Raw genomic sequence first — 19,256 nt, forward strand, 5'->3', positions numbered from 1 at the left:
CTGAGTCGCTTATAGACGAAAGAACGCCGGCTGGCATTGCCAGTCGGCGTTCTTGTTTACGAGATCCTTCGACTCGCTCCGCTCGCTCAGGATGACAAGTTTCGTACTGAGGTGAGCAAGCTGCTTATCACAGTCCGTATTCGGTGGCGATGACCTGCCAGAGCTCGTCGGCCGCGCGCTCGACCTCGTCGTTGACGATGACGATGTCGAATTCGGATTCGGCGGCGAGCTCGACCTTGGCGGTTTCGAGACGGCGTGACTGCTGCTCGGGGGTCTCCGTGCCCCGGCCGATCAAACGGCGCTTGAGCTCGTCGAAGCTGGGAGGCGCGATGAAGACATACACGACCTCAAGCCCCAGTTCCGCTGCGCGTTCGCGCACACGGCGGGCGCCCTGCAGATCGATCTCAAGAATCGTCGGCACTCCGGCGGCCAGATGCTCCTGAACCGGCTTCAACGGGGTTCCGTAGTGGGCCATGCCATGCACGACGGCGGTTTCCAGGAACTCGCCGGCATGTTCGCCTGCGAGGAATTGCTCCTCGGTCAGGAACCAATATTCCCGGCCGTTCTCCTCCCCCGGCCGCGGCGCGCGCGTGGTGGCGGAGACGGACACCCATACCTCGGGGTGCCTCTCGCGCAGGCAGGCCTCCACCGTGCCCTTGCCGACGGCCGTCGGGCCGGAAAGCACGATCAGGCGTCCGGACGGAGTGGCGTCGCTCATAGCGTCTCCTCCTCGTCATCGTCCATATCGTCGGGGTCGTCCTCCATCGCTTCCATCAGCGCCTGCCGCACATCGAGCGCGATGGCCTCCGTGGCCTGCGTGAGGGCGGCGATATCCGGCCCCTTCGAGGCGATGGCGCGGGACACCGTGACCAGCACATTGCCGCGGGTGCCTTCGAACACGGTTTTGAGGTCCTCGGCGTCGGCGCCCTGCCAGCCGTAGCCGGGAGAGAGAATCGGCCCGGTGAAGGCCGAGGGATCGAGGCCGCTGTCATCCAGCCACTGGCCGATGGTCGCCCCGATGATCAGGCCCACGGAGCCCATGCCTTTGATGCCGGCGTTGTGCTTCTGCGCGGTGCTGGCGATGCCATAGGCCACGGTTTTGCCTTCGTATTCGCCGGTCTGACGGATGGCGGTCTGCAGGCTGGCGCCCTCCTGGTTGGAGGTCAGGGAGGCGATGAACACGCCGCGCCCGTTGTTGAGCGCATCGTTGATGAGATTGTTGAGCGAACGCGCGCCATAATACGGCAACAACGTGATCGCATCGGCCAGCAACGGCGCGCCCGGTTTGAAATAGGCGTCCGCTATCGAGGAGATCGTCGTGCTCAGACCGCCGTGCAGGCAGTCGACGATCGTGATGATGCCCATCTGCCGGGCCGCATACAGCGCGCGCTCCAACGCCGCGAAGCCCTTGGATCCATAGCGCTCGAACATCGGGGCCTGGAATTTGACGGCGGCGGCGCGCCCGTTCGCGGCCTGCAGCATGCGCATGGCGAACAACTCGGCGCCCTCGGCGTCGATATTGTATCCCCAATCGGTCAGCAACTGGCGGTGCGGATCGATGCCGACGCACAACGGACCGTATTTGTCCATCGAGTTCTTCAGGCGCAGCCCGAAGTCGGAGCGCTGCGCCAGAAGTTCCTCGTCGGTGACGGCCGTGGTCATCGGTTCTCACGCCTTTCCAGCTCGAACAACTGCTGGGCATGTTCCTGGATGCTCATGATCTGGTAGTCGTTGCGCTTGACGGCTTCGATGGCGAGCAGCACGGCGGAGAACTCGGTCATCGTCGTGAACTGGGGCACATCGGCCGCGATGGCGGCGGCACGGATCGAATAGCCGTCGGAACGCGAGCCACGCGAGTTGGGCGTGTTGAGGATCATGTCGATCTTGCCCTCCTCGACGAGTTCCACGACGTTCTTGCCGGTGGAGCCCTCGGCGTGGTTCACCTCGACCGGGGCCTCGGGATCGGTGTCCATGCGAGTGGAGATCTTATCGACGATCTTCGCGTCGATGCCATAGCGGGACAGCACGGAGGCGGTGCCTTCGGTCGCCCAGATGGTGAAGCCGAGTTCGATCAGGCGCACGGCCACCATCGGCAGCTGGCGCTTGTCGGTGTCGTTCACCGAGACGAACACGTTGCCGCTGGTCGGCAGGCCGCCGTCGTAGGCGGCGAGCTGGCTCTTGGCGAAGGCGTGCGGGAAGTCGCGGTCGAAGCCCATGACCTCGCCGGTGGAGCGCATCTCAGGCCCCAGCAACACGTCGACGGTCTTGCCCACGGGCGTGCGGAAACGCTTGAACGGCAGCACGGATTCCTTGACGGCGACCTGCTGGCCGCGGTGGATGGTGCCGCCGTCGCCCACGGGCAGCAGCAGGCCGTTGGCGCGCTGATCGGCGATGGTCTCCCCCGCCATGATGCGCGCGGCGGCCTTGGACAGCGGCACGCCGGTCGCCTTCGAGGCGAAGGGCACGGTGCGGGAGGCGCGCGGATTGGCCTCGATCACATACAGCGTGTTGGCCATGAAGGCATACTGCACATTGACCAGGCCACGCACATGGCAGCCCTTGGCGATGGCAAGCGTGCCCTCCCTGAGGCGGCGGATCTGGTCGTCGGAGAGGGTGGACGGAGGCAGGGTGCAGGCCGCGTCGCCGGAGTGGACGCCGGCCTCCTCGACATGCTCCATGATGCCGCCGATATAAAGCTCCTCGCCGTCGAACAGCGCGTCGACGTCGATCTCGATGGCGTCCTGCAGGAACTTGTCGATCAGCAACGGCGAAGGCAGACGGCCGGACACCACGGTGTCGGCCTGGGCCTCGGCAAGCGCGCGGTCCACGTACTTCTTGAGCTGGGCGTCGTCGTAGACGATCTCCATGCCACGGCCGCCGAGCACATAGGAGGGACGCACCAGCACCGGATAGCCGATGTTGTGGGCGGCCTCACGGGCCTCCTCGAGGGACAGGGCGGTGCCGTAGCGCGGGGCGTTCATATGCTCCTTGCGCAGCACCTCGCCGAAGAGCTCGCGGTTCTCGGCCAGATCGATGGATTCCGGCGTGGTGCCGAGGATCGGCACACCGGCGTCCTTGAGCCTCTGGGCCAGGGACAGCGGGGTCTGGCCGCCGAGCTGGACGATGACGCCCTTGACGGGCCCCATCTTCTTCTCGGCCTCGTAGATCTCGAGCACATCCTCGAAGGTGAGCGGCTCGAAATAGAGGCGGTCGGAGATGTCGTAATCGGTGGAGACGGTCTCCGGGTTGCAGTTGACCATGATCGTGTCATAGTCCTTGCCGAGCTCCTGCACCGCGTGGACGCAGGTGTAGTCGAACTCGATGCCCTGGCCGATGCGGTTCGGGCCGGAGCCGAGGATGATGACGGCCTCGCGCTGGCGCGGCTTGACCTCGGTTTCGTCGGCATAGCAGGAGTAGTAGTACGGCGTGGCCGCGTCGAATTCGGCGGCGCAGGTGTCGACCGTCTTGTAGACGGGGCGCAGGCCGTAGGTCCAGCGCAGCTCGCGCACCGTGTTCTCGCCCTCGTCGCCCAGGCCGCGCAGATGCGCGATCTGCAGATCGGACAGGCCTGCCAGCTTGGCGCGCTTCAGCAGCTTCGGCGTCAGCGTCTCGCTTTCGCGCACGGCCATGGCCGTCTTGTTGATGAGGAACAGCTGCTTCAAGAACCACGGATCGATCTTCGTGGCCGCGAACAGCTGCTCGATGGTGGCGCCGCCCCAGATGGCGCGCATGAGCTGCAGATAGCGGTCCTCGGTGGGCGTGTGGATGGCCTCGAGCAGTTCCGCCACCTCGTCGGCGCCCGGCTTGTCGCCATCCCAGTTGAAGCCCATATGGCGCTTGTCGATGGAGCGCATGGCCTTGCCCAGCGACTCCTGGAAGTTTCCGGCCAGAGCCATGGCCTCGCCGACGGACTTCATCGAGGTCGTCAGCGTCGGGTCGGCGCCCGGGAACTTCTCGAAGGCGAAGCGCGGCACCTTGGTGACCACGTAGTCGATGGTCGGCTCGAAGGAGGCCGGCGTGGACTGGGTGATGTCGTTGCGGATCTCGTCGAGCGTGTAGCCCAGCGCCAGCTTGGTGGCGATCTTGGCGATCGGGAAGCCGGTGGCCTTCGAGGCGAGGGCCGAGGAGCGGGAGACGCGCGGGTTCATCTCGATGACGATGATGCGTCCGGTGTCGGGGTGCACGGCGAACTGGATGTTGCAGCCGCCGGTGTCGACGCCGACGCCGCGGATGATGGCGATGCCGATGTCGCGCAGCTTCTGGTATTCGCGGTCGGTCAGCGTGAAGCAGGGGGCCACGGTGATCGAGTCGCCGGTGTGCACGCCCACCGGGTCGACGTTCTCGATCGGGCAGACGACGACCACATTGTCCTTGCGGTCGCGCATGAGCTCGAGCTCGAATTCCTTCCAGCCCTCGATGCCTTCCTCAATCAGCACCTCGTCGGTCGGAGAATAGTGGATGCCGGCGCCGGCGATGCGGTGCAGCTCCTCCTCGTCGTGCGCGATGCCGGAGCCGAGGCCGCCCATCGTGAAGCTCGGACGCACGACCAGCGGATAGCCGAGCTCGTCGGCGATGCGGTCGCATTCCTCGAGGCTGTGGGCGATGCGGGAGCGCGCGGATTCGGCGCCCGCCTCGTCGACGACCTTCTTGAACAGCTCGCGGTCCTCGCCGCGGTCGATGGCCTCAAGGGAGGCGCCGATCAGCTCGACGTTGTACTTCTTGAGCACGCCGGCCTCGCCCAGGGCCATGGCCGCGTTGAGCGCGGTCTGACCGCCCAGGGTGGGCAGCAACGCGTCGGGGCGTTCCTTGGCGATGATCTGCTCGAGGATCGGCGTGGCGATCGGCTCGATGTAGGTGGCGTCGGCCATCTCCGGGTCGGTCATAATGGTGGCCGGGTTGGAGTTGACGAGGATGACGCGGATGCCCTCCTCACGAAGGACGCGGCACGCCTGGGTGCCCGAATAATCGAACTCCGCGGCCTGTCCGATGACGATCGGGCCGGAGCCGATGACCATCACGGATTTGATATCGGTGCGCTTGGGCATGTCACTTCCCTTCCTTCGCGGACTTCATCAGCTCCACGAAACGATCGAACAGATACGCGGCGTCATGCGGGCCGGCTGCGGCCTCGGGATGGTATTGCACGGAGAAGGCCGGGATATCGACGCATTGCAGGCCTTCGACGACATCGTCGTTGAGATCGATGTGGGAGACGAAGACGCGGCCGAATTCGCCGTCGTTATACGGCGCGGCGACGGTTTCGCCGATCGGCGCATCCACGGCGAAACCGTGGTTGTGGGCGGTGACCTCGACCTTGCCGGTGGTCACGTCCTTGACGGGCTGGTTGATGCCGCGGTGGCCGAACTTGAGCTTGTAGGTGCCGAAGCCCAGGGCGCGGCCCAGCAGCTGGTTGCCGAAGCAGATGCCGAAATAGGGCAGCTTGGCGGCCAGCACCTGGCGCAGCACCTCGATCTGGCGTTCGGCCTGCTCGGGGTCGCCGGGGCCGTTGGAGAAGAAGACGCCGTCGGGGTTCAGGGTCGCGATGTCCTCATAGGTGGAGCCGGCGGACAGCACATGCACGCGGCATCCGCGCTCGGCCATGCGATGCGGCGACATCGACTTGATGCCCAGATCCAGCGCGGCCACGGTGAACAGCGGTTCCTTGCCCTCGTATTCGCCGCAGGGCTCGACCACATAGCCGTCCTTGGTGCTCACCTCGTCCGACAGGCCCAGGCCGGCCATCTGCGGGGTGTCCTCTACCTCGACCATGAGGTCGTCGAGCGTCTTGAGTCCGCCGTCGGCGCGCTTCAACGCGTCGCCGGAGAAGATGCCGGCGCGCATCACGCCCGCGGAGCGCAGGTGGCGCACCAGCTTTCGGGTGTCGATGCGGGCCATCGACACGATGCCCTGTGCCTTCAGATCGGCGTCGAGATCGCCCTCGGCGCGCCAATTGCTCACGATCGGGCTGGGCTCGCGCACGATGTAGCCGGCGACCCAGATGCGCCCGGACTCGGGATCCTCGTGGTTGACGCCGGTGTCGCCGATATGCGGGAAGGTCTGCACGACGATCTGTCGGTCGTAGCTCGGATCGGTGAGCGTCTCCTGATATCCGGTCATACCGGTGGCGAACACGATCTCGCCGGTCGTCGCTCCGAGCGCGCCGTAGGGCTCGCCCACATACACCTGTCCGTCCTCGAGGACCAGTACCGCGTCATCCGGCTCCCAGACCACGGCGGCGTCGTTCTTCTGGCTCACCTGAACCCCCTTTTCTCACGGGCTTAATCTTTCTAAGGTTACCTAGCGGAGCGGACGCTCGACATACCGGCGGGTCCGCCCAAAAAAACGCCTCCCTGGTATGGGAGGCGTTGAAAAATCAAGATTCCGCATCACCGGAATCATCGGGATGCCCGTCGACGGGAGCATCGGGACGGGTGTCGTCCCCCGCGGTCTCGGACGGCGCGTCCTGCGCGGCTGCCGTATCGTCGGCGGACGCGTCGGTCTCGGCGGCCTCGGCGTCATCGGCCGGCGCGAGCGCGGCGAGGATATGCTCCTTGTCGTCGCACACGGCGGACAGCAGGCCATGGATGAAGGACGGGGCGTCGTCGTCGCTCAGGGTCTTGGCCAAGGCCAGCGCCTCGTCGATGGCGACCTTGTCGGGCACCTCGTCGTTGAACAGCATCTCCCAGGCCGCGATGCGCAGGATATTGCGGTCGACGACGGCCATGCGACGGACCTTCCAACCGGTCGAATGCTCGTCGAGCGTGCGGTCGATGACGTCGGCATGGTCGGCCACGCCGCGCACGATCTCAATCGCATAGTCCGGCAACGGCGTCTGCGCGCCGGGGACGGCGATGCGCTCGGCGAGCAGGGAGGGAATGTCCTGTCCCTTCTCATCCGCTTCATACAGGGTGTTCAGAGCCCTTTTGCGGGCGGTGGAACGTGCCATGGAAGCCTGCCTTCGGTTGCTGTCGTATCGGGATTTGGTTCGGTCGTGGAATCAGTTCTCGCGGCCGGTGTAGGAGCCGTCCTCGGTGTTGATCTTGACCTTGTCGCCCTCGTTGATGAACAGCGGCACCTGGATCTCGGCGCCCGTCTCGACGGTGGCGGGCTTGGTGCCGGCGTTGGAACGGTTGCCCTGCAGGCCCGGCTCGGTGTGGGTGACGGTCAGGACCACGGAGCCCGGCAGTTCGACGGACAGCGGGGTCTCGTCGTGGAAGGAGACGACGCAGTCGGTGCCCTCGAGCATGAACTTGGCCTTGTCGCCGACGAGATCACGCGGGATCATGATCTGGTCGTAGGTCTCCATGTCCATGAACACGAAGTTCTCGCCGTCCTCATAGGAGTACTGCAGATTGCGGTTGTCGACGGTCTCGAAGTCGACCTTCATGCCCGCGTTGAAGGTCTTGTCGACGATCTTGCCGGAAAGGACGTTCTTGATGGTGGTGCGCACGAAGGCCGGTCCCTTGCCGGGCTTGACGTGCTGGAACTTGACGACGCTCCACAGCTGGCCGTCGAGGTTCAGGACGGAGCCGTTCTTGATGTCATTGGTAGTCTGTGCCACGATATTCACCTATTTCTTGACGTGCTATGGCAAACCCTAAAAATTGCCTTGGCTATCATAGCGTATCCCCCGGAAATGCCCGGAACCAAGGCCCGGAACGATCCGACGTGGCAGCTCGCCTATCGATTCCGCAAGTCAGGCGCGACGGCGACGCACGCACAGCGCGGCGCCGGCGGAGGCCAGCAGCAGCGCGACGGCCGAGACCGCGGTGACCGATGCGCCGGGACATCACCCAGATTGGCATGAAAAGACAAATTCTTCATCTTATATAAATGAAGATTCGATATAATCTTTGTTAGAAACGAATGAAGATTGTCAGGAGCCGTCATGTCGCTATCCACGCTTATCGCCGAATATCTTGCGTTTTCGACGCCTCCGTACACCCCGCGGCCTGACATCGATCTCGATCTGCCGGTTCCCGCGCGCAACAACGTCATCTACACCATCACCGGGGTAAGGCGATGCGGGAAAACCTATGCCATGTACCAACTCATGGACAAACTGCTCGCCAGAGGGGTGCCCCGCGACAGACTGCTGCACATGTCGTTTGACGACGACCGTCTCATGCCGTTCGCCGACCACACGCTCTCCGACCTCATCGACGAATACTATCGCATGGTGCCGGGCGCCCTCGATGGATGCTATCTGCTCTTTGACGAGATCCAGGAGGCACCCTACTGGACGAATTTCATCCGACGCATGGCCGAACAGCATAACGTCACCATCGTGCTGACCGGATCGTCATCGAAGCTGTTGTCGTCCGACATCCCGACGAATTTCCGGGGACGGTCCATTTCCCGCGAAATGTGGCCCTTGAGTTTCCGCGAATATTGCCTGTTCCATCATGTCGAAACCGACTCCATCGCCGGAACGTATTCGGGAGCGACCCGCCGCGCACTGCAAAACGCTTTCAACGAGTACATGGATATCGGCGGGTTTCCCGCCGTGCAGCAGATGCCGCCCATGCTTCGCACACAACTCCTGCAGGGATATGCCGACGAAATCGTGACCAAAGACGTGTTGGAACGCTTCGAGACCACCTCGCTGAGGGTTGCGAAGCGTTTTTCGCGCAACGCCCTTCGCTCCACGGGGCTCAAGTTCTCCGTCAACGCGCAGATCAAATCCATGCGCGGAACGGGATTGCCGGTCTCAGGCGGAAAGCTCTACGACCTGCTCGATGATTTCGAAGACGCGCACCTGCTGTTCAAAGTCAGCGATTTCACGCTCTCCATCAAGGACAATCCCAAGGCCTCCCACAAAGTGTATGCCGTGGATCCAGGTCTGTCTCTCGCCATCGCACCCGCAAGCCATCTTGATCTCGGACAGCGTCTGGAGACCGCCGTGTTCGTGGAACTCAAGCGCCGCTACGGCGGCAATCGCAACGACGTCATCGCCTCATACTCCGCGAGCGACTGTCCCGAAGTTGACTTTGTGATCGGAGACATCGCCATGAACGAACCATATCAGCTCATTCAGGTCGCAGCCCACACCGGACTCGACACGACTTCCGTCGCTGATTTCAACGATCGGACCCTCAGCGACAAGTTCCGCAGCGAAATCGGCAACCTTGCCGCCGCCATGTCAAACACAGGCGTGGGCCAAGGCATCGTCATCTCCATGGACGAGGAAGGAGAGGTCACCGTCCCCGCAGGAAACATCGAAGTCATTCCAGCGTGGCGCTGGTTCCTGCAAACGGCATAAACGCGGCGAGCGAAGAGGTGCGCCCGCGAAAGCGTCAGTCTGCGCAATACGAATGAACCCCGGCTCCTTTGCGGAACCGGGGTTCATTTACGCAGCTAAACTACAGCGCGTGTCTGTCTTCGTCTGAAGGAAATCAGGCGAGGATCTTGGTGACACGGCCGGAGCCGACGGTGTGGCCACCCTCACGCACGGCGAAGGTCAGGCCCTCCTCCATGGCGATGGGCTGGATCAGCTCGACCGTGAAGGTCGCGTGATCGCCCGGCTGCACCATCTCGACGCCTTCCGGCAGAGCGATGACGCCGGTGACGTCGGTCGTGCGGAAGTAGAACTGCGGACGATAGTTGGAGAAGAACGGCGAGTGACGGCCACCCTCGTCCTTGGTCAGGACGTAGACCTCGCCCTCGAACTTGGTGTGAGGCGTCACGGAGCCCGGAGCGGCCACAACCTGGCCACGCTCGACATCGTCGCGGCCCAGGCCACGGAGCAGCAGACCGGTGTTGTCGCCGGCCTGGCAGGAATCCATGGTCTTGTGGAAGGTCTCGATGGAGGTGACGGTGGTGGTCTGGGTGTCGCGGATGCCGACGATCTCGACCGGGGTGTTGACGGGCAGCTGGCCACGCTCAACGCGGCCGGTCACCACGGTGCCACGGCCGGAGATGGTGAAGACGTCCTCGATCGGCATCAGGAACGGCTTGTCCAGATCATGGGTCGGGGTCGGGATGTACTCGTCGACGGCGTCCATGAGCTTCTTGACCTGCTCAACCCACTTCTCGTGATCCGGAGCATCGTCATGCAGCGCGCCGTAAGCGGAGACGTGGACGACCGGGCAGTCGCGATCGAAGCCGTTCTCGTCGAGGAGGTCACGGACCTCTTCCTCAACGAGCTCGATGAGCTCCTCATCGTCGACCATATCGCACTTGTTCAGCGCGACGAGGATGCGCGGCACGCCGACCTGACGGGCGAGCAGCACGTGCTCGCGGGTCTGGGCCATCGGGCCGTCGGTGGCGGCCACAACGAGGATGGCGCCATCCATCTGAGCGGCGCCGGTGATCATGTTCTTCACGAAGTCGGCGTGGCCCGGGCAGTCGACGTGAGCGTAGTGACGCTTCTCCGTCTGGTACTCGATGTGGGAGATGTTGATGGTGATGCCGCGGGCGGCCTCTTCCGGAGCGGAATCGATCTGGTTGAAGTCATACTCGGTGTTGACATCCGGATACGCCTCATACAGAACCTTGGAGATGGCCGCGGTCAGGGTCGTCTTGCCGTGATCGACGTGGCCGATGGTGCCGATGTTAACGTGCGGCTTAGTACGCTCGTACTTTTCCTTTGCCATTACTTTGTCCTCCTGGACGTTTCGTAGGTTTACTGGGTTTCTGGGTTTGTGCCACGCGGCTCCAGAACCCAGTCAGCGGGCACTAGTTTACCGCTGACTGGGGACTGTCGCCACCATTGAGGCTTGGCGTGTCACTCGCCGCGCTGAGCCTTGATGATCTCGTCGGCGATGGACTTCGGGACCTCGTCGTAGGAATCCATCTCCATGGTGAAGACGGCGCGGCCCTGGGTCTTGGAACGCAGATCGCCGATGTAGCCGAACATCTCGGACAGCGGGACCTTGGCGTCGATGATCTTCACACCGGTGCCGTCGTTCATCGAGGTGATGTTGCCGCGGCGCTGGTTGAGATCGCCGATCACATCGCCCATGTAGTCCTCGGGCGTGCGGACCTCGACCTTCACGATCGGCTCGAGGATGACCGGCTTCGCCTTGGGAGCGGCCTCCTTGAAGCACATGGAGCCGGCGATCTTGAAGGCCATTTCGGAGGAATCGACCGGGTGCATCTGGCCATCGGTGATGGTGGCCTTGACGCCCACGACCGGGAAGCCGGCCAGAATGCCGGATTCCATGGCTTCCTTGACGCCTTCCTCGATCGGCTTGATGAACTCGCCGGAGATGTGGCCGCCGGTGACCGTGTTCTCGAACTCGAAGGTCTGGCCCTCGGTGGTGTCGAGGGGCTCGAAGTTCATGAGCACCTTCGCGAACTGGCCGGAGCCGCCGGTCTGCTTCTTGTGGGTGTAGCCCTGCTCCATGACGGCCTTGCGGATCGTCTCGCGGTAGGAGACCTGCGGCTTGCCCTGGTTGCACTCGACCTTGAACTCGCGGCGCATGCGGTCGACGATGATGTCGAGCTGCAGCTCGCCCATGCCGGCGATCAGCGTCTGGCCGGATTCCTCGTCGGTGGTGACCTGGAAGGTCGGGTCCTCCTCGGAAAGCTTGGCGAGGGCGATGCCCATCTTCTCCTGGTCGGCCTTGGTCTTCGGCTCGACGGCCACCTGGATCACAGGATCCGGGAAGGTCATGGAGTCGAGGGTGATCGGAGCGTCGATGGCGGACAGGGTGTCGCCGGTGGTGACGTTCTTCAGGCCCACGAAGGTGTAGATGTTGCCGGCGGAAGCCTCGTCCACCGGGTTCTCCTTGTCGGCGTGCATCTGGAAGATCTTGCCGACGCGCTCCTTCTTCTCGCGGGTGGTGTCGAGCACCGAGTCGCCGGGCTTGACCACGCCGGAGTAGACGCGCACGAAGACGAGCTTGCCGTAGAACGGGTGGGTCGAGATCTTGAAGACCAGCGCGGAGAACGGATCGGAGTTCACCGGCTTGCGGTCGATCTCGATGGACTCGTCCTTCGGATCGTAGCCCTTGATGGCGGGCACGTCCTCGGGGGACGGCAGGAAGTCGATGACGCCATCGAGCATGGGCTGCACGCCCTTGTCCTTGAACGCGGAGCCGCAGAAGACCGGGAAGGCTTCCTTGTTGATGGTCAGCTTGCGGATGCCGGCGCGGATGTCCTCCTCGGAAAGGGTGCCATCCTCGAAGAACTTGTTCATCAGGTCCTCGTCGGCTTCGGCAGCGGCCTCGACGAGCGCCTGGTGGTACTCCTCGGCCTTCTCCTTGTATTCCTCGGGAACGTCGCCCATCGAGTAGTGGGCGCCCAGCTCGTCGCCGGTGTTCCAGTCGTAGGCCTGCATGCGCAGCACGTCGACCACACCGTGGAAGTCGTTCTCGGAACCCATCGGGATCTGCATGACCAGCGGGTTGGCGCCCAGCTTCTCCTTGATGGTGTCGACCGAGTAGAAGAAGTTCGCGCCCAGCTTGTCCATCTTGTTGATGAAGCAGATGCGCGGAACGCCGTACTTGTCGGCCTGACGCCACACGGTCTCGGACTGGGGCTCCACGCCCTCCTTGCCATCGAACACCGCGACGGCGCCATCGAGCACGCGCAGGGAGCGCTCCACCTCGGCCGTGAAGTCCACGTGGCCGGGGGTGTCGATGATGTTGATCTGGAACTTGTCCTTGGTGTCGTGGGTCTGGCGGGTCCAGAAGCAGGTGGTGGCGGCGGACTGGATCGTGATGCCGCGCTCCTGCTCCTGCTCCATGAAGTCCATGGTGGAGGCGCCGTCGTGGGTCTCGCCGATCTTGTAGTTCTTGCCGGTGTAGTAGAGGATACGCTCGGTGGTGGTGGTCTTACCGGCGTCGATGTGGGCCATGATGCCGATGTTGCGGACGTGGGTAAGGTCCTGAAGCACCTCTTCAGCCATTGTTGTTCCTTAGCTTTCTGTGGCTTATCGGGTTTTCGACTACCAACGGTAGTGGGCGAAGGCCTTGTTGGCCTCGGCCATCTTGTGGGTGTCCTCGCGACGCTTCACGGAAGCGCCCAGGCCGTTGGAGGCGTCGAGGATCTCGTTGGCGAGACGCTCGGCCATGGTCTTCTCACGACGGGCGCGGGAGAAGTCGGTCAGCCAGCGCAGCGACAGCGTGTTGGCGCGGTTCGGCTTGACCTCGACCGGCACCTGGTAGGTGGCGCCGCCGACGCGGCGGGAACGCACCTCAAGGGACGGGCGGATGTTGTCCAGCGCGCGCTTCAGCACGGCGACGGGCTCCTGCTCGGTCTTCTCCTTGACCATATCGAGGGCGGAGTAGACGATGTCCTCGGCGATCGACTTCTTGCCGTCGAGGAGGATCTTGTTGATCAGCTGAGCCACGACGGTCGAGCCGTAGATCGGGTCGGGCAGCAGCACATGCTTCTTGGCGGGTCCTTTACGTGACATATCTCTTACTTCGCCTTCTTTGCTCCGTACAGGGAACGACCCTGCTTGCGGTCCTTGACACCCTGGGTATCGAGCGCGCCACGCACGATGTGGTAACGCACACCCGGCAGATCCTTCACACGGCCGCCGCGCACGAGCACGATGGAGTGCTCCTGCAGGTTGTGGCCCTCGCCCGGGATGTAGGCGGTGACTTCGATGCCGGAGGACAGACGGACACGGGCGACCTTACGCAGTGCCGAGTTCGGCTTCTTCGGGGTGGTGGTGTAGACACGGGTGCACACGCCGCGACGCAGCGGGCTGCCCTTGAGCGCCAAAGTCTTGGACTTCTTCGGCTTCGGCGAACGTCCCTTGCGGACGAGCTGTTCAATAGTAGGCAACTGATTCTCCGATTCAGTGTTCTTATTCCTCTGTGGGGCCGCCACGCCGCAGCCACACTCCCCCGTGTCAAGAACACGCCCGGGCGAACCCGAATCGGAAGATAGCCACTGCCCACCGGCCCGATGGCCCGCTCCTCTCTCGCCGCCGCATTGCTGCGCGCGATTCATGCGATTCACGGGATATCCCAGCACGCACGCCTGTTACATAAGGCATGCCGCTGGCACACACAAATATCTATGATACGGATCCGCCGGACAACGCCACGCCCATTGCGACGCATCGGCTGCGGCCCGGCTTCCGGCACGACCCGGCATAAAGATGGGCCGGGACCCGAAAGGTAGGTCCCGGCCCATCCGGTTGGGAAGGAGGTCATGGTCCGCCACTATCCGCCGCGCTTCCCTGCGCGGCACTGCACAACGTGTTCTCGACATCCTCTGGTGCGGCCCGGCTGCCAGCCGTATCGCCTCGCCGCCATGCGGACCACTGTTCAATTATCCTCGCGTTCCCGCGAAGGCGTTGCGCTTGCTGCCTTACGGCCTTCGGCGCTTCGTTGCGACCTGCCGGTCATTCCCGGCCGATCTTGAACTCCGGCCTTCACTTGAAAGTATATCACGAAACGAACATCGGTCAAGCCGCGCGACATCCGATTTTCCCAATGTTCAGAAGCGTTCCAAGGCAGTTCACGAATAGAACAAAAACTCACAATCCACTAGGGTCAGTGTTCGCAATCGAACAAAAACGGGCCCTTGGCGAACCAAGGGCCCGAAACCGGAATCCGCTTTAGACGCTAGGCCTCGGCGCCATCGTTGCCGATGGCCTTGGAGGCTTCCTTCTGCTCGGCCACGAACTCATCGGCGGCCTCGAGCTCGCGCTTGTTCTCCGCCTTCTGCGCGGCAGACTGCTCGATGTCGTCCTTGTGGTCGAACTGCAGCTGATAGGGCGCGATGTTGTTGCGGGTGAGCAACAGGCGCATCTCGCGTTTCAGGCTGCGCTCCAGCGCGGCGCGGTCCTTCTCGGCGCAGCGGGCGACCACACGGATCGTCATCGCCGAGCTGGTCAGGTTCACCACGCCCTTGTAGAACGGGCCGTCGAGCACCGACGGCAGACGGCGCGCGATATTCGGCAGCTCCTCCGAAAGGATGTTCTCGACGTAGACGAGGTTCTCGCCCACGTTGAGGTCCACATCCACCGAGGCGAAGGAGTCCAGCTTGGTCTTGTTCGTCACGTTGCTGATCTGGCTGTTGCGCAGCACCAGCACGTTGCCCGAGCCGTCGTCGATCTTCGTGGTGCGCACGCCGATCTCCAGCACGGTGCCGGACGAGGTGCCGACCTGGATCACATCGCCCACGCGGAACTCGCCCTCGAAGATGATGAACAGACCGGAGAGGATATCGGAGACCAGCTGCTGTGCGCCGAAGCCGATGGCCAGCGTGAGCAGGCCGGCGGAGGCGAGCAGCGTGGCGGTATCGACGCCGAGCAACGACAGCGAGTAATACAGGATGCCGATCACGGTGCCGTATTTGATCACGCTGTTGAGCAGGCGGATCATCGTCTCGCCGCGCGCGCCGGTCACACGGCCCGCGAGCTTCAACACCTCCTGGATGATCGCGGCGACCGTCACGATCACGCAGGCGCTCATCAGCGCGCCGGTCAGGGCGAAGACATTGAGCCCCTTGTTCCAGCCGCCGCCCAGGATGTAGGAGAAGACGGACTGGGAGCCGAAGATCTCGTCCTGGAAGATCACGCCGACGCACACCAGCAGCACGAACAGGCCGGCCGCGAACTTCAACACCGTGCCGAGCTTGCCCTCGGGGGTCTTGGAGTTCCAGTCGAAGGTCGTGTCCATCCAACGGCTGGCCGCGGACTGCGTGCGCAGCTTGCGGCCGGAGCCCGGATGCTCGACGGTGAAGTTCGCCGGAGTGCCCTTGGCCTTCTTCTCCGTGGCAGCGGCGTCGCCGGGCGTGCCGGAAGCGGCCAACGCCTTGCGGTCGTTGGCACGGATCGCCTCAAGCGTCTTGCGCCGGTCGAGGACCAGCACCAGGAAGATGAGGATCTGTGCGATCAGTCCCATGCCCGCGGTGACCGCGCACAGGGGCACGCGCTCGGCCATCAGCTCGGAATCGCCGCCGGTGACGTAGAGGTAGTAGTCGGAAGTCTCCACGGAGGAGGCGTAGTACCTCGTGTCATCGACGGTCAGATAGTCGGAGAAACCGCCCTTGATCTGGGAGGCCTTGATGCCGACCTTGGTGGCCGCCTTGCCCTGCACGAGCTCGTCGGGGAAGTAGGCCATCCTGCCGCTCTTCTTGTCGATGGCGAAGGCGAAGCCGTCGTCGCCGACCTGCACGCCCTCGAGCACCTTGTCGATATCGACGCTATCCATGAGCTCGTTCAGCATCTTCGGATGCACGCCGATCTGCACGATGCCGTTGACCATGCCCTGATCGTCGTAGGTGGGCACGCCGACGTATTGGCGCAGCGTGCCGGTGCTCTCGTCCTTCTGCGGCTTCTGCACCAGGCTCTCGGAGCCCTGCAGCAGCCGGCGGAAAGCATAGGACTGATCCTCGGGATTCTCGCTCAGCGTGAAGCCGCGGTCGGCCTCGGTGGAGGCCACGCGCTTGCCGGTGGCGTCGAAGACGCTGATCATATCGACCCTGAGGTCGTCGGCGAGCTTGGTCAGATCCGCGCGAGTCGCCAGCGCGGGGTTCTCATCGACGGCATAGGCCGCGATCCTCGCCTTGTTGAGATAGCGGGTGCTGAACTCCTTCTGCAGCGCGTTGGCGCGCTTGGTCGTGTTCTTCATCGTCTGCGCGATCGAGGCGGCGCGGTCGGCGTTCACCATCGACTCGCTGGACAGGGCGAACAGCGTCTGCATATAGAACGACACCACCGTCACGACGACCAGGCCGACCACCGACAGCACGATCGCCTTGGAGCCGACCTTCTTGTTGTAGAGCAGCGGACCGACCGCCACCTCGTCCTCGGTGCCGTGGCCCCGGCGCTCGTCCTCGCGGATCACGAACATGCCATAGAGCACGACGGCCGCCATCACCACGGCGGAGACGAAGAGGATCACGCCCACCGTCACATTGCGCGAGGCGGACAGAGCCTTCTCCGGAATCGAGGAGATGTAATACATGTCGCCGATCTTGGTGACCCCGGAATACAGGCGCGTGCCGTCGAAGTCCATATGGAAGAACTTGCCGTCCTCCAGATCGGCCACGTCGAGGCCTTCGTCCAATGCGTCGGTGCCGATGAGCTTGGCGTCGGGATGGTATTGGACCGTGTAATCCTTGGCGGACACGGCCATCACATAGCCGTTCTGGCCGACCGTGATGTCCTTGAGCGTGGCCTTGAGCGAGCTATTGGCCGCGACGATGTCGTCCATGCGCTTGGGCGTCATCTCAAGCACCGCCATCGTGTCGGCGTCGATCTTCGAGGCGTAATAGCGCTCGTTCCAGTCACGGTCGGGCAGCGTGATTTCCACGGCCTCGGAGGGCCTGCCATCGTCGAAGACGGTGCGCAGGCGGTTGAAGCGGGAGTGCGCGAAGTCGGCCTGGGTGTCGCCGGACCTGGCGATGATCGAGCCGTCCTTGGACACGAGGAACACATTGTCGACGCCGAGGATGCGCTTGTATTCGCTCATCTTGGCATCGGTGCGCTCGAAACCGGTGTTGTTGTCGGCCAGATAGGCCAGAGCGGCGGCCTTCGCCTCGAAGGTCTCGTCGAAGCTGTCCTTGGTGTCCTGGGTCTCCAGGTCGGCCTGCTTGAGCGTGGCCTTCAGGGAGGCGTTCTGCTGGCGCATCTCGTCGGTGTATCCGCTCAGGGACAGCGACTGCTGCACGCCGGAGAGCATGAATCCCGCCCCGGCCAGGCAGGCCAGCACGATCACGACAAGCAGCGCGGCCTTCGCCTTGAGCCGCTTGGACATGGGTTGATAGGTCATCTCGTTCGCATCCCCTTTAGTTCCACTTGTCGATGTATTGCTCGATGGTGCCGTCGTCGAGCATGTCCTGCACCGCGGTCTTCACCTTGGCGGACAGTTCGGAGCCCTTGCGGGTGGCGACGCCGTATTCCTGCGGATCGATGCTGAAATCGGGCAGGATGCTGCGGTATTCGTTCATATAGGTCTGCGCGATGGCGCCATCCATGGCCATGCCGTCGACCTCGCCCTCCTCGAGCGCATCGGACAGCTCCTGATAGGAGGGATACTGCACCAGACGGTAGTTGTCGTAGGTCTGGTCGTCGCCGTCCTCCTCGCCCTTGAGCAGCTTGCCGTCGGAGAAGCCGATCTCGGCCATCTTCTGGTTGAGCATCGGGGCCGTGTTGGAGCCGTTCATCGTGCCGATGACGCCGCCCTTGAGACCATCCAGATCCTCGATCAGGGAGCTCTTTTGCACGATCATCTTGACGGAATTGGAATAGTATGCGGGCGAGAAATCGAAGTTCTTCCTGCGGGTGTCGGAGATCGAATAGCAGGCGACGATGGCGTCGATCTTGCCGTCGAGCAGCATCTCCTTGCGGTTCTCCGGGGTGACCGTGACGAACTTGACGTCCTTGTATCCCATGCGGGAGGCCATCTCGTTGGCAAGGTCGATCTCCATGCCGTAATACTTCTTGGTCTTCTCATTGAGATAGCCGAAGCCCATGATGTCGGCGCGCACGCCGACGGTGAGCGTGCCTTTGCCTGCGGTCGAGGCGCCGGCCGTTCCGCAGCCGGACAGCAAGGCCAGGGCAAAGGCCAGGAACAGCGCAAGCGCCGCGACAAAAGCGCGGCGCCCCTTGATGATGGTGTTGGTCATGCCGATCACTTGCCGCCCAGCACCTTGTTCACGAGATCCTCGGGCAGGCCGACCTTGGAGGCCAGCGCCGCCAGATCGAGGTCGCCGGCTTTGTCGGCCGCCAGGTTCTTGAGATCGCCGAGCTTGGCGCCCAGCTCCTCGGGGGTCAGGCCATACTGCTCGGCGATGTCGCCCAGCTTGCCTCCCAAGGCGGTCAGATCGTCGAGGCCGAGGCCGTCGTCGAGGTTGATGCCGCTGTTCTTCGCGAAGTCCTTGATCGAATCGAGGATGGACATGCTCTCTCTCCTTTCCGTAAGTCCCCGACTACATGCGGGGACACATACGGCCCCACCGTAGGTCACCGCATATGGCGCCAATCGTTCCCAATGCGGGCACATGCCCCTTTTGGGCATGTGCCCGCGCCGATTCGATACCCCAGACACACCCATCGCACGTCGCGGCACGCCGATGCGCGTGTCGTCCGCCGAATCGTGTAGAGTATCCATCTGTTGCGCGAATCCGGCTCACCCGGGTTCAAAGCCACATGGTGGACGTAGCTCAGTTGGTAGAGCATCTGATTGTGGTTCAGAAGGTCGCGAGTTCGAGCCTCGTCGTCCACCCCAATGAAATCAAGGCCTCCCGGAATGAACCGCACCCCGATTGTTGGACTGAAGAAATTCAGATTCGATGATTGGAGGTGTGGTTCTTTCGTATGCGAGAGGATCGAAGGAAACGTT

14 protein-coding genes and 1 tRNA gene are annotated in these 19,256 nt (G+C 63.3%); 2 read left to right on the forward strand and 13 right to left on the reverse strand.

Features of this window, described 5'->3' with window-relative positions:
* Nucleotides 1-127 precede the first annotated feature (127 nt).
* From gmk to efp, 6 genes are all read right to left on the reverse strand, one after another.
* Nucleotides 128-718, reverse strand: coding sequence for a guanylate kinase (gmk, locus tag AC1AUD_RS10945; RefSeq protein WP_476574417.1), 591 nt, complete (start codon nucleotides 716-718; stop codon nucleotides 128-130).
* Entirely contained in the window at nucleotides 715-1,662 is a 948-nt protein-coding gene (pyrF, locus tag AC1AUD_RS10950) for an orotidine-5'-phosphate decarboxylase (RefSeq protein WP_476574418.1), read from the reverse strand. The genes gmk and pyrF overlap by 4 nt, the downstream gene beginning before the upstream one ends.
* On the reverse strand, nucleotides 1,659-5,045 hold the full coding sequence (gene carB / locus AC1AUD_RS10955) for a carbamoyl-phosphate synthase large subunit (RefSeq protein WP_476574419.1): 3,387 nt from the start codon (nucleotides 5,043-5,045) through the stop codon (nucleotides 1,659-1,661). Before carB ends, pyrF begins: the two co-directional genes overlap by 4 nt.
* A gap of 1 nt (nucleotide 5,046) precedes the next feature.
* Nucleotides 5,047-6,255, reverse strand: coding sequence for a glutamine-hydrolyzing carbamoyl-phosphate synthase small subunit (gene carA / locus AC1AUD_RS10960; protein WP_476574420.1), 1,209 nt, complete (start codon nucleotides 6,253-6,255; stop codon nucleotides 5,047-5,049).
* 118 nt (nucleotides 6,256-6,373) lie between these two features.
* A complete protein-coding gene (nusB, locus tag AC1AUD_RS10965; protein WP_476574421.1) occupies nucleotides 6,374-6,946 on the reverse strand; it encodes a transcription antitermination factor NusB in 573 nt (190 codons plus the stop codon).
* Between the two features lie 51 nt (nucleotides 6,947-6,997).
* On the reverse strand, nucleotides 6,998-7,561 hold the full coding sequence (efp, locus tag AC1AUD_RS10970; RefSeq protein ID WP_476574422.1) for an elongation factor P: 564 nt from the start codon (nucleotides 7,559-7,561) through the stop codon (nucleotides 6,998-7,000).
* Nucleotides 7,562-7,888: 327 nt separating this feature from the next.
* Here efp and AC1AUD_RS10975 point away from each other — a divergent pair, with 327 nt between their 5' ends.
* Entirely contained in the window at nucleotides 7,889-9,262 is a 1,374-nt protein-coding gene (locus tag AC1AUD_RS10975; protein WP_476574423.1) for an ATP-binding protein, read from the forward strand.
* A 133-nt stretch (nucleotides 9,263-9,395) separates the two neighbouring features.
* On the opposite strand, the gene tuf is transcribed toward AC1AUD_RS10975, so the two are convergent.
* The 7 genes from tuf to AC1AUD_RS11010 form a co-directional block, all read right to left on the reverse strand.
* Nucleotides 9,396-10,595: an elongation factor Tu gene (tuf, locus tag AC1AUD_RS10980; RefSeq protein ID WP_476574424.1), complete on the reverse strand. Its 1,200-nt coding sequence runs from the start codon at nucleotides 10,593-10,595 to the stop codon at nucleotides 9,396-9,398.
* A gap of 131 nt (nucleotides 10,596-10,726) precedes the next feature.
* Nucleotides 10,727-12,853, reverse strand: a complete 2,127-nt coding sequence (gene fusA / locus AC1AUD_RS10985) for an elongation factor G (protein WP_476574425.1) — start codon at nucleotides 12,851-12,853, stop codon at nucleotides 10,727-10,729.
* 39 nt (nucleotides 12,854-12,892) lie between these two features.
* Nucleotides 12,893-13,363 carry a 30S ribosomal protein S7 gene (gene rpsG / locus AC1AUD_RS10990; RefSeq protein WP_476574426.1) on the reverse strand — a complete coding sequence of 157 codons (471 nt, stop codon included), beginning with the start codon at nucleotides 13,361-13,363 and terminating at the stop codon, nucleotides 12,893-12,895.
* Between the two features lie 5 nt (nucleotides 13,364-13,368).
* The gene (rpsL, locus tag AC1AUD_RS10995) at nucleotides 13,369-13,740 is read right to left on the reverse strand and encodes a 30S ribosomal protein S12 (RefSeq protein ID WP_003825774.1); all 372 of its coding nucleotides are present in this window, start codon (nucleotides 13,738-13,740) and stop codon (nucleotides 13,369-13,371) included.
* A 788-nt stretch (nucleotides 13,741-14,528) separates the two neighbouring features.
* On the reverse strand, nucleotides 14,529-17,684 hold the full coding sequence (locus AC1AUD_RS11000) for a cache domain-containing protein (protein WP_476574427.1): 3,156 nt from the start codon (nucleotides 17,682-17,684) through the stop codon (nucleotides 14,529-14,531).
* 16 nt (nucleotides 17,685-17,700) lie between these two features.
* Nucleotides 17,701-18,540, reverse strand: coding sequence for a transporter substrate-binding domain-containing protein (locus AC1AUD_RS11005; RefSeq protein WP_476574428.1), 840 nt, complete (start codon nucleotides 18,538-18,540; stop codon nucleotides 17,701-17,703).
* A 5-nt stretch (nucleotides 18,541-18,545) separates the two neighbouring features.
* Entirely contained in the window at nucleotides 18,546-18,815 is a 270-nt protein-coding gene (locus tag AC1AUD_RS11010) for a hypothetical protein (protein ID WP_476574429.1), read from the reverse strand.
* A gap of 251 nt (nucleotides 18,816-19,066) precedes the next feature.
* Here AC1AUD_RS11010 and AC1AUD_RS11015 point away from each other — a divergent pair.
* Nucleotides 19,067-19,142: transfer RNA gene (locus AC1AUD_RS11015), tRNA-His, on the forward strand.
* The last annotated feature ends 114 nt before the right edge of the window (nucleotides 19,143-19,256 follow it).

Source organism: Bifidobacterium sp. LH_730, assembly GCF_056355835.1.

Excerpts from the sequence above, each read along its gene's own strand:
- gmk (WP_476574417.1), bottom strand. The coding sequence starts at position 718 with ATGAGCGACGCCACTCCGTCCGGACGCCTGATCGTGCTTTCCGGCCCG.
- pyrF (WP_476574418.1), bottom strand. The coding sequence starts at position 1,662 with ATGACCACGGCCGTCACCGACGAGGAACTTCTGGCGCAGCGCTCCGAC.
- carB (WP_476574419.1), bottom strand. The coding sequence starts at position 5,045 with ATGCCCAAGCGCACCGATATCAAATCCGTGATGGTCATCGGCTCCGGC.
- nusB (WP_476574421.1), bottom strand. The coding sequence starts at position 6,946 with ATGGCACGTTCCACCGCCCGCAAAAGGGCTCTGAACACCCTGTATGAA.
- AC1AUD_RS10975 (WP_476574423.1), top strand. The coding sequence starts at position 7,889 with ATGTCGCTATCCACGCTTATCGCCGAATATCTTGCGTTTTCGACGCCT.
- tuf (WP_476574424.1), bottom strand. The coding sequence starts at position 10,595 with ATGGCAAAGGAAAAGTACGAGCGTACTAAGCCGCACGTTAACATCGGC.
- fusA (WP_476574425.1), bottom strand. The coding sequence starts at position 12,853 with ATGGCTGAAGAGGTGCTTCAGGACCTTACCCACGTCCGCAACATCGGC.
- rpsG (WP_476574426.1), bottom strand. The coding sequence starts at position 13,363 with ATGTCACGTAAAGGACCCGCCAAGAAGCATGTGCTGCTGCCCGACCCG.
- AC1AUD_RS11000 (WP_476574427.1), bottom strand. The coding sequence starts at position 17,684 with ATGACCTATCAACCCATGTCCAAGCGGCTCAAGGCGAAGGCCGCGCTG.
- AC1AUD_RS11005 (WP_476574428.1), bottom strand. The coding sequence starts at position 18,540 with ATGACCAACACCATCATCAAGGGGCGCCGCGCTTTTGTCGCGGCGCTT.
- AC1AUD_RS11010 (WP_476574429.1), bottom strand. The coding sequence starts at position 18,815 with ATGTCCATCCTCGATTCGATCAAGGACTTCGCGAAGAACAGCGGCATC.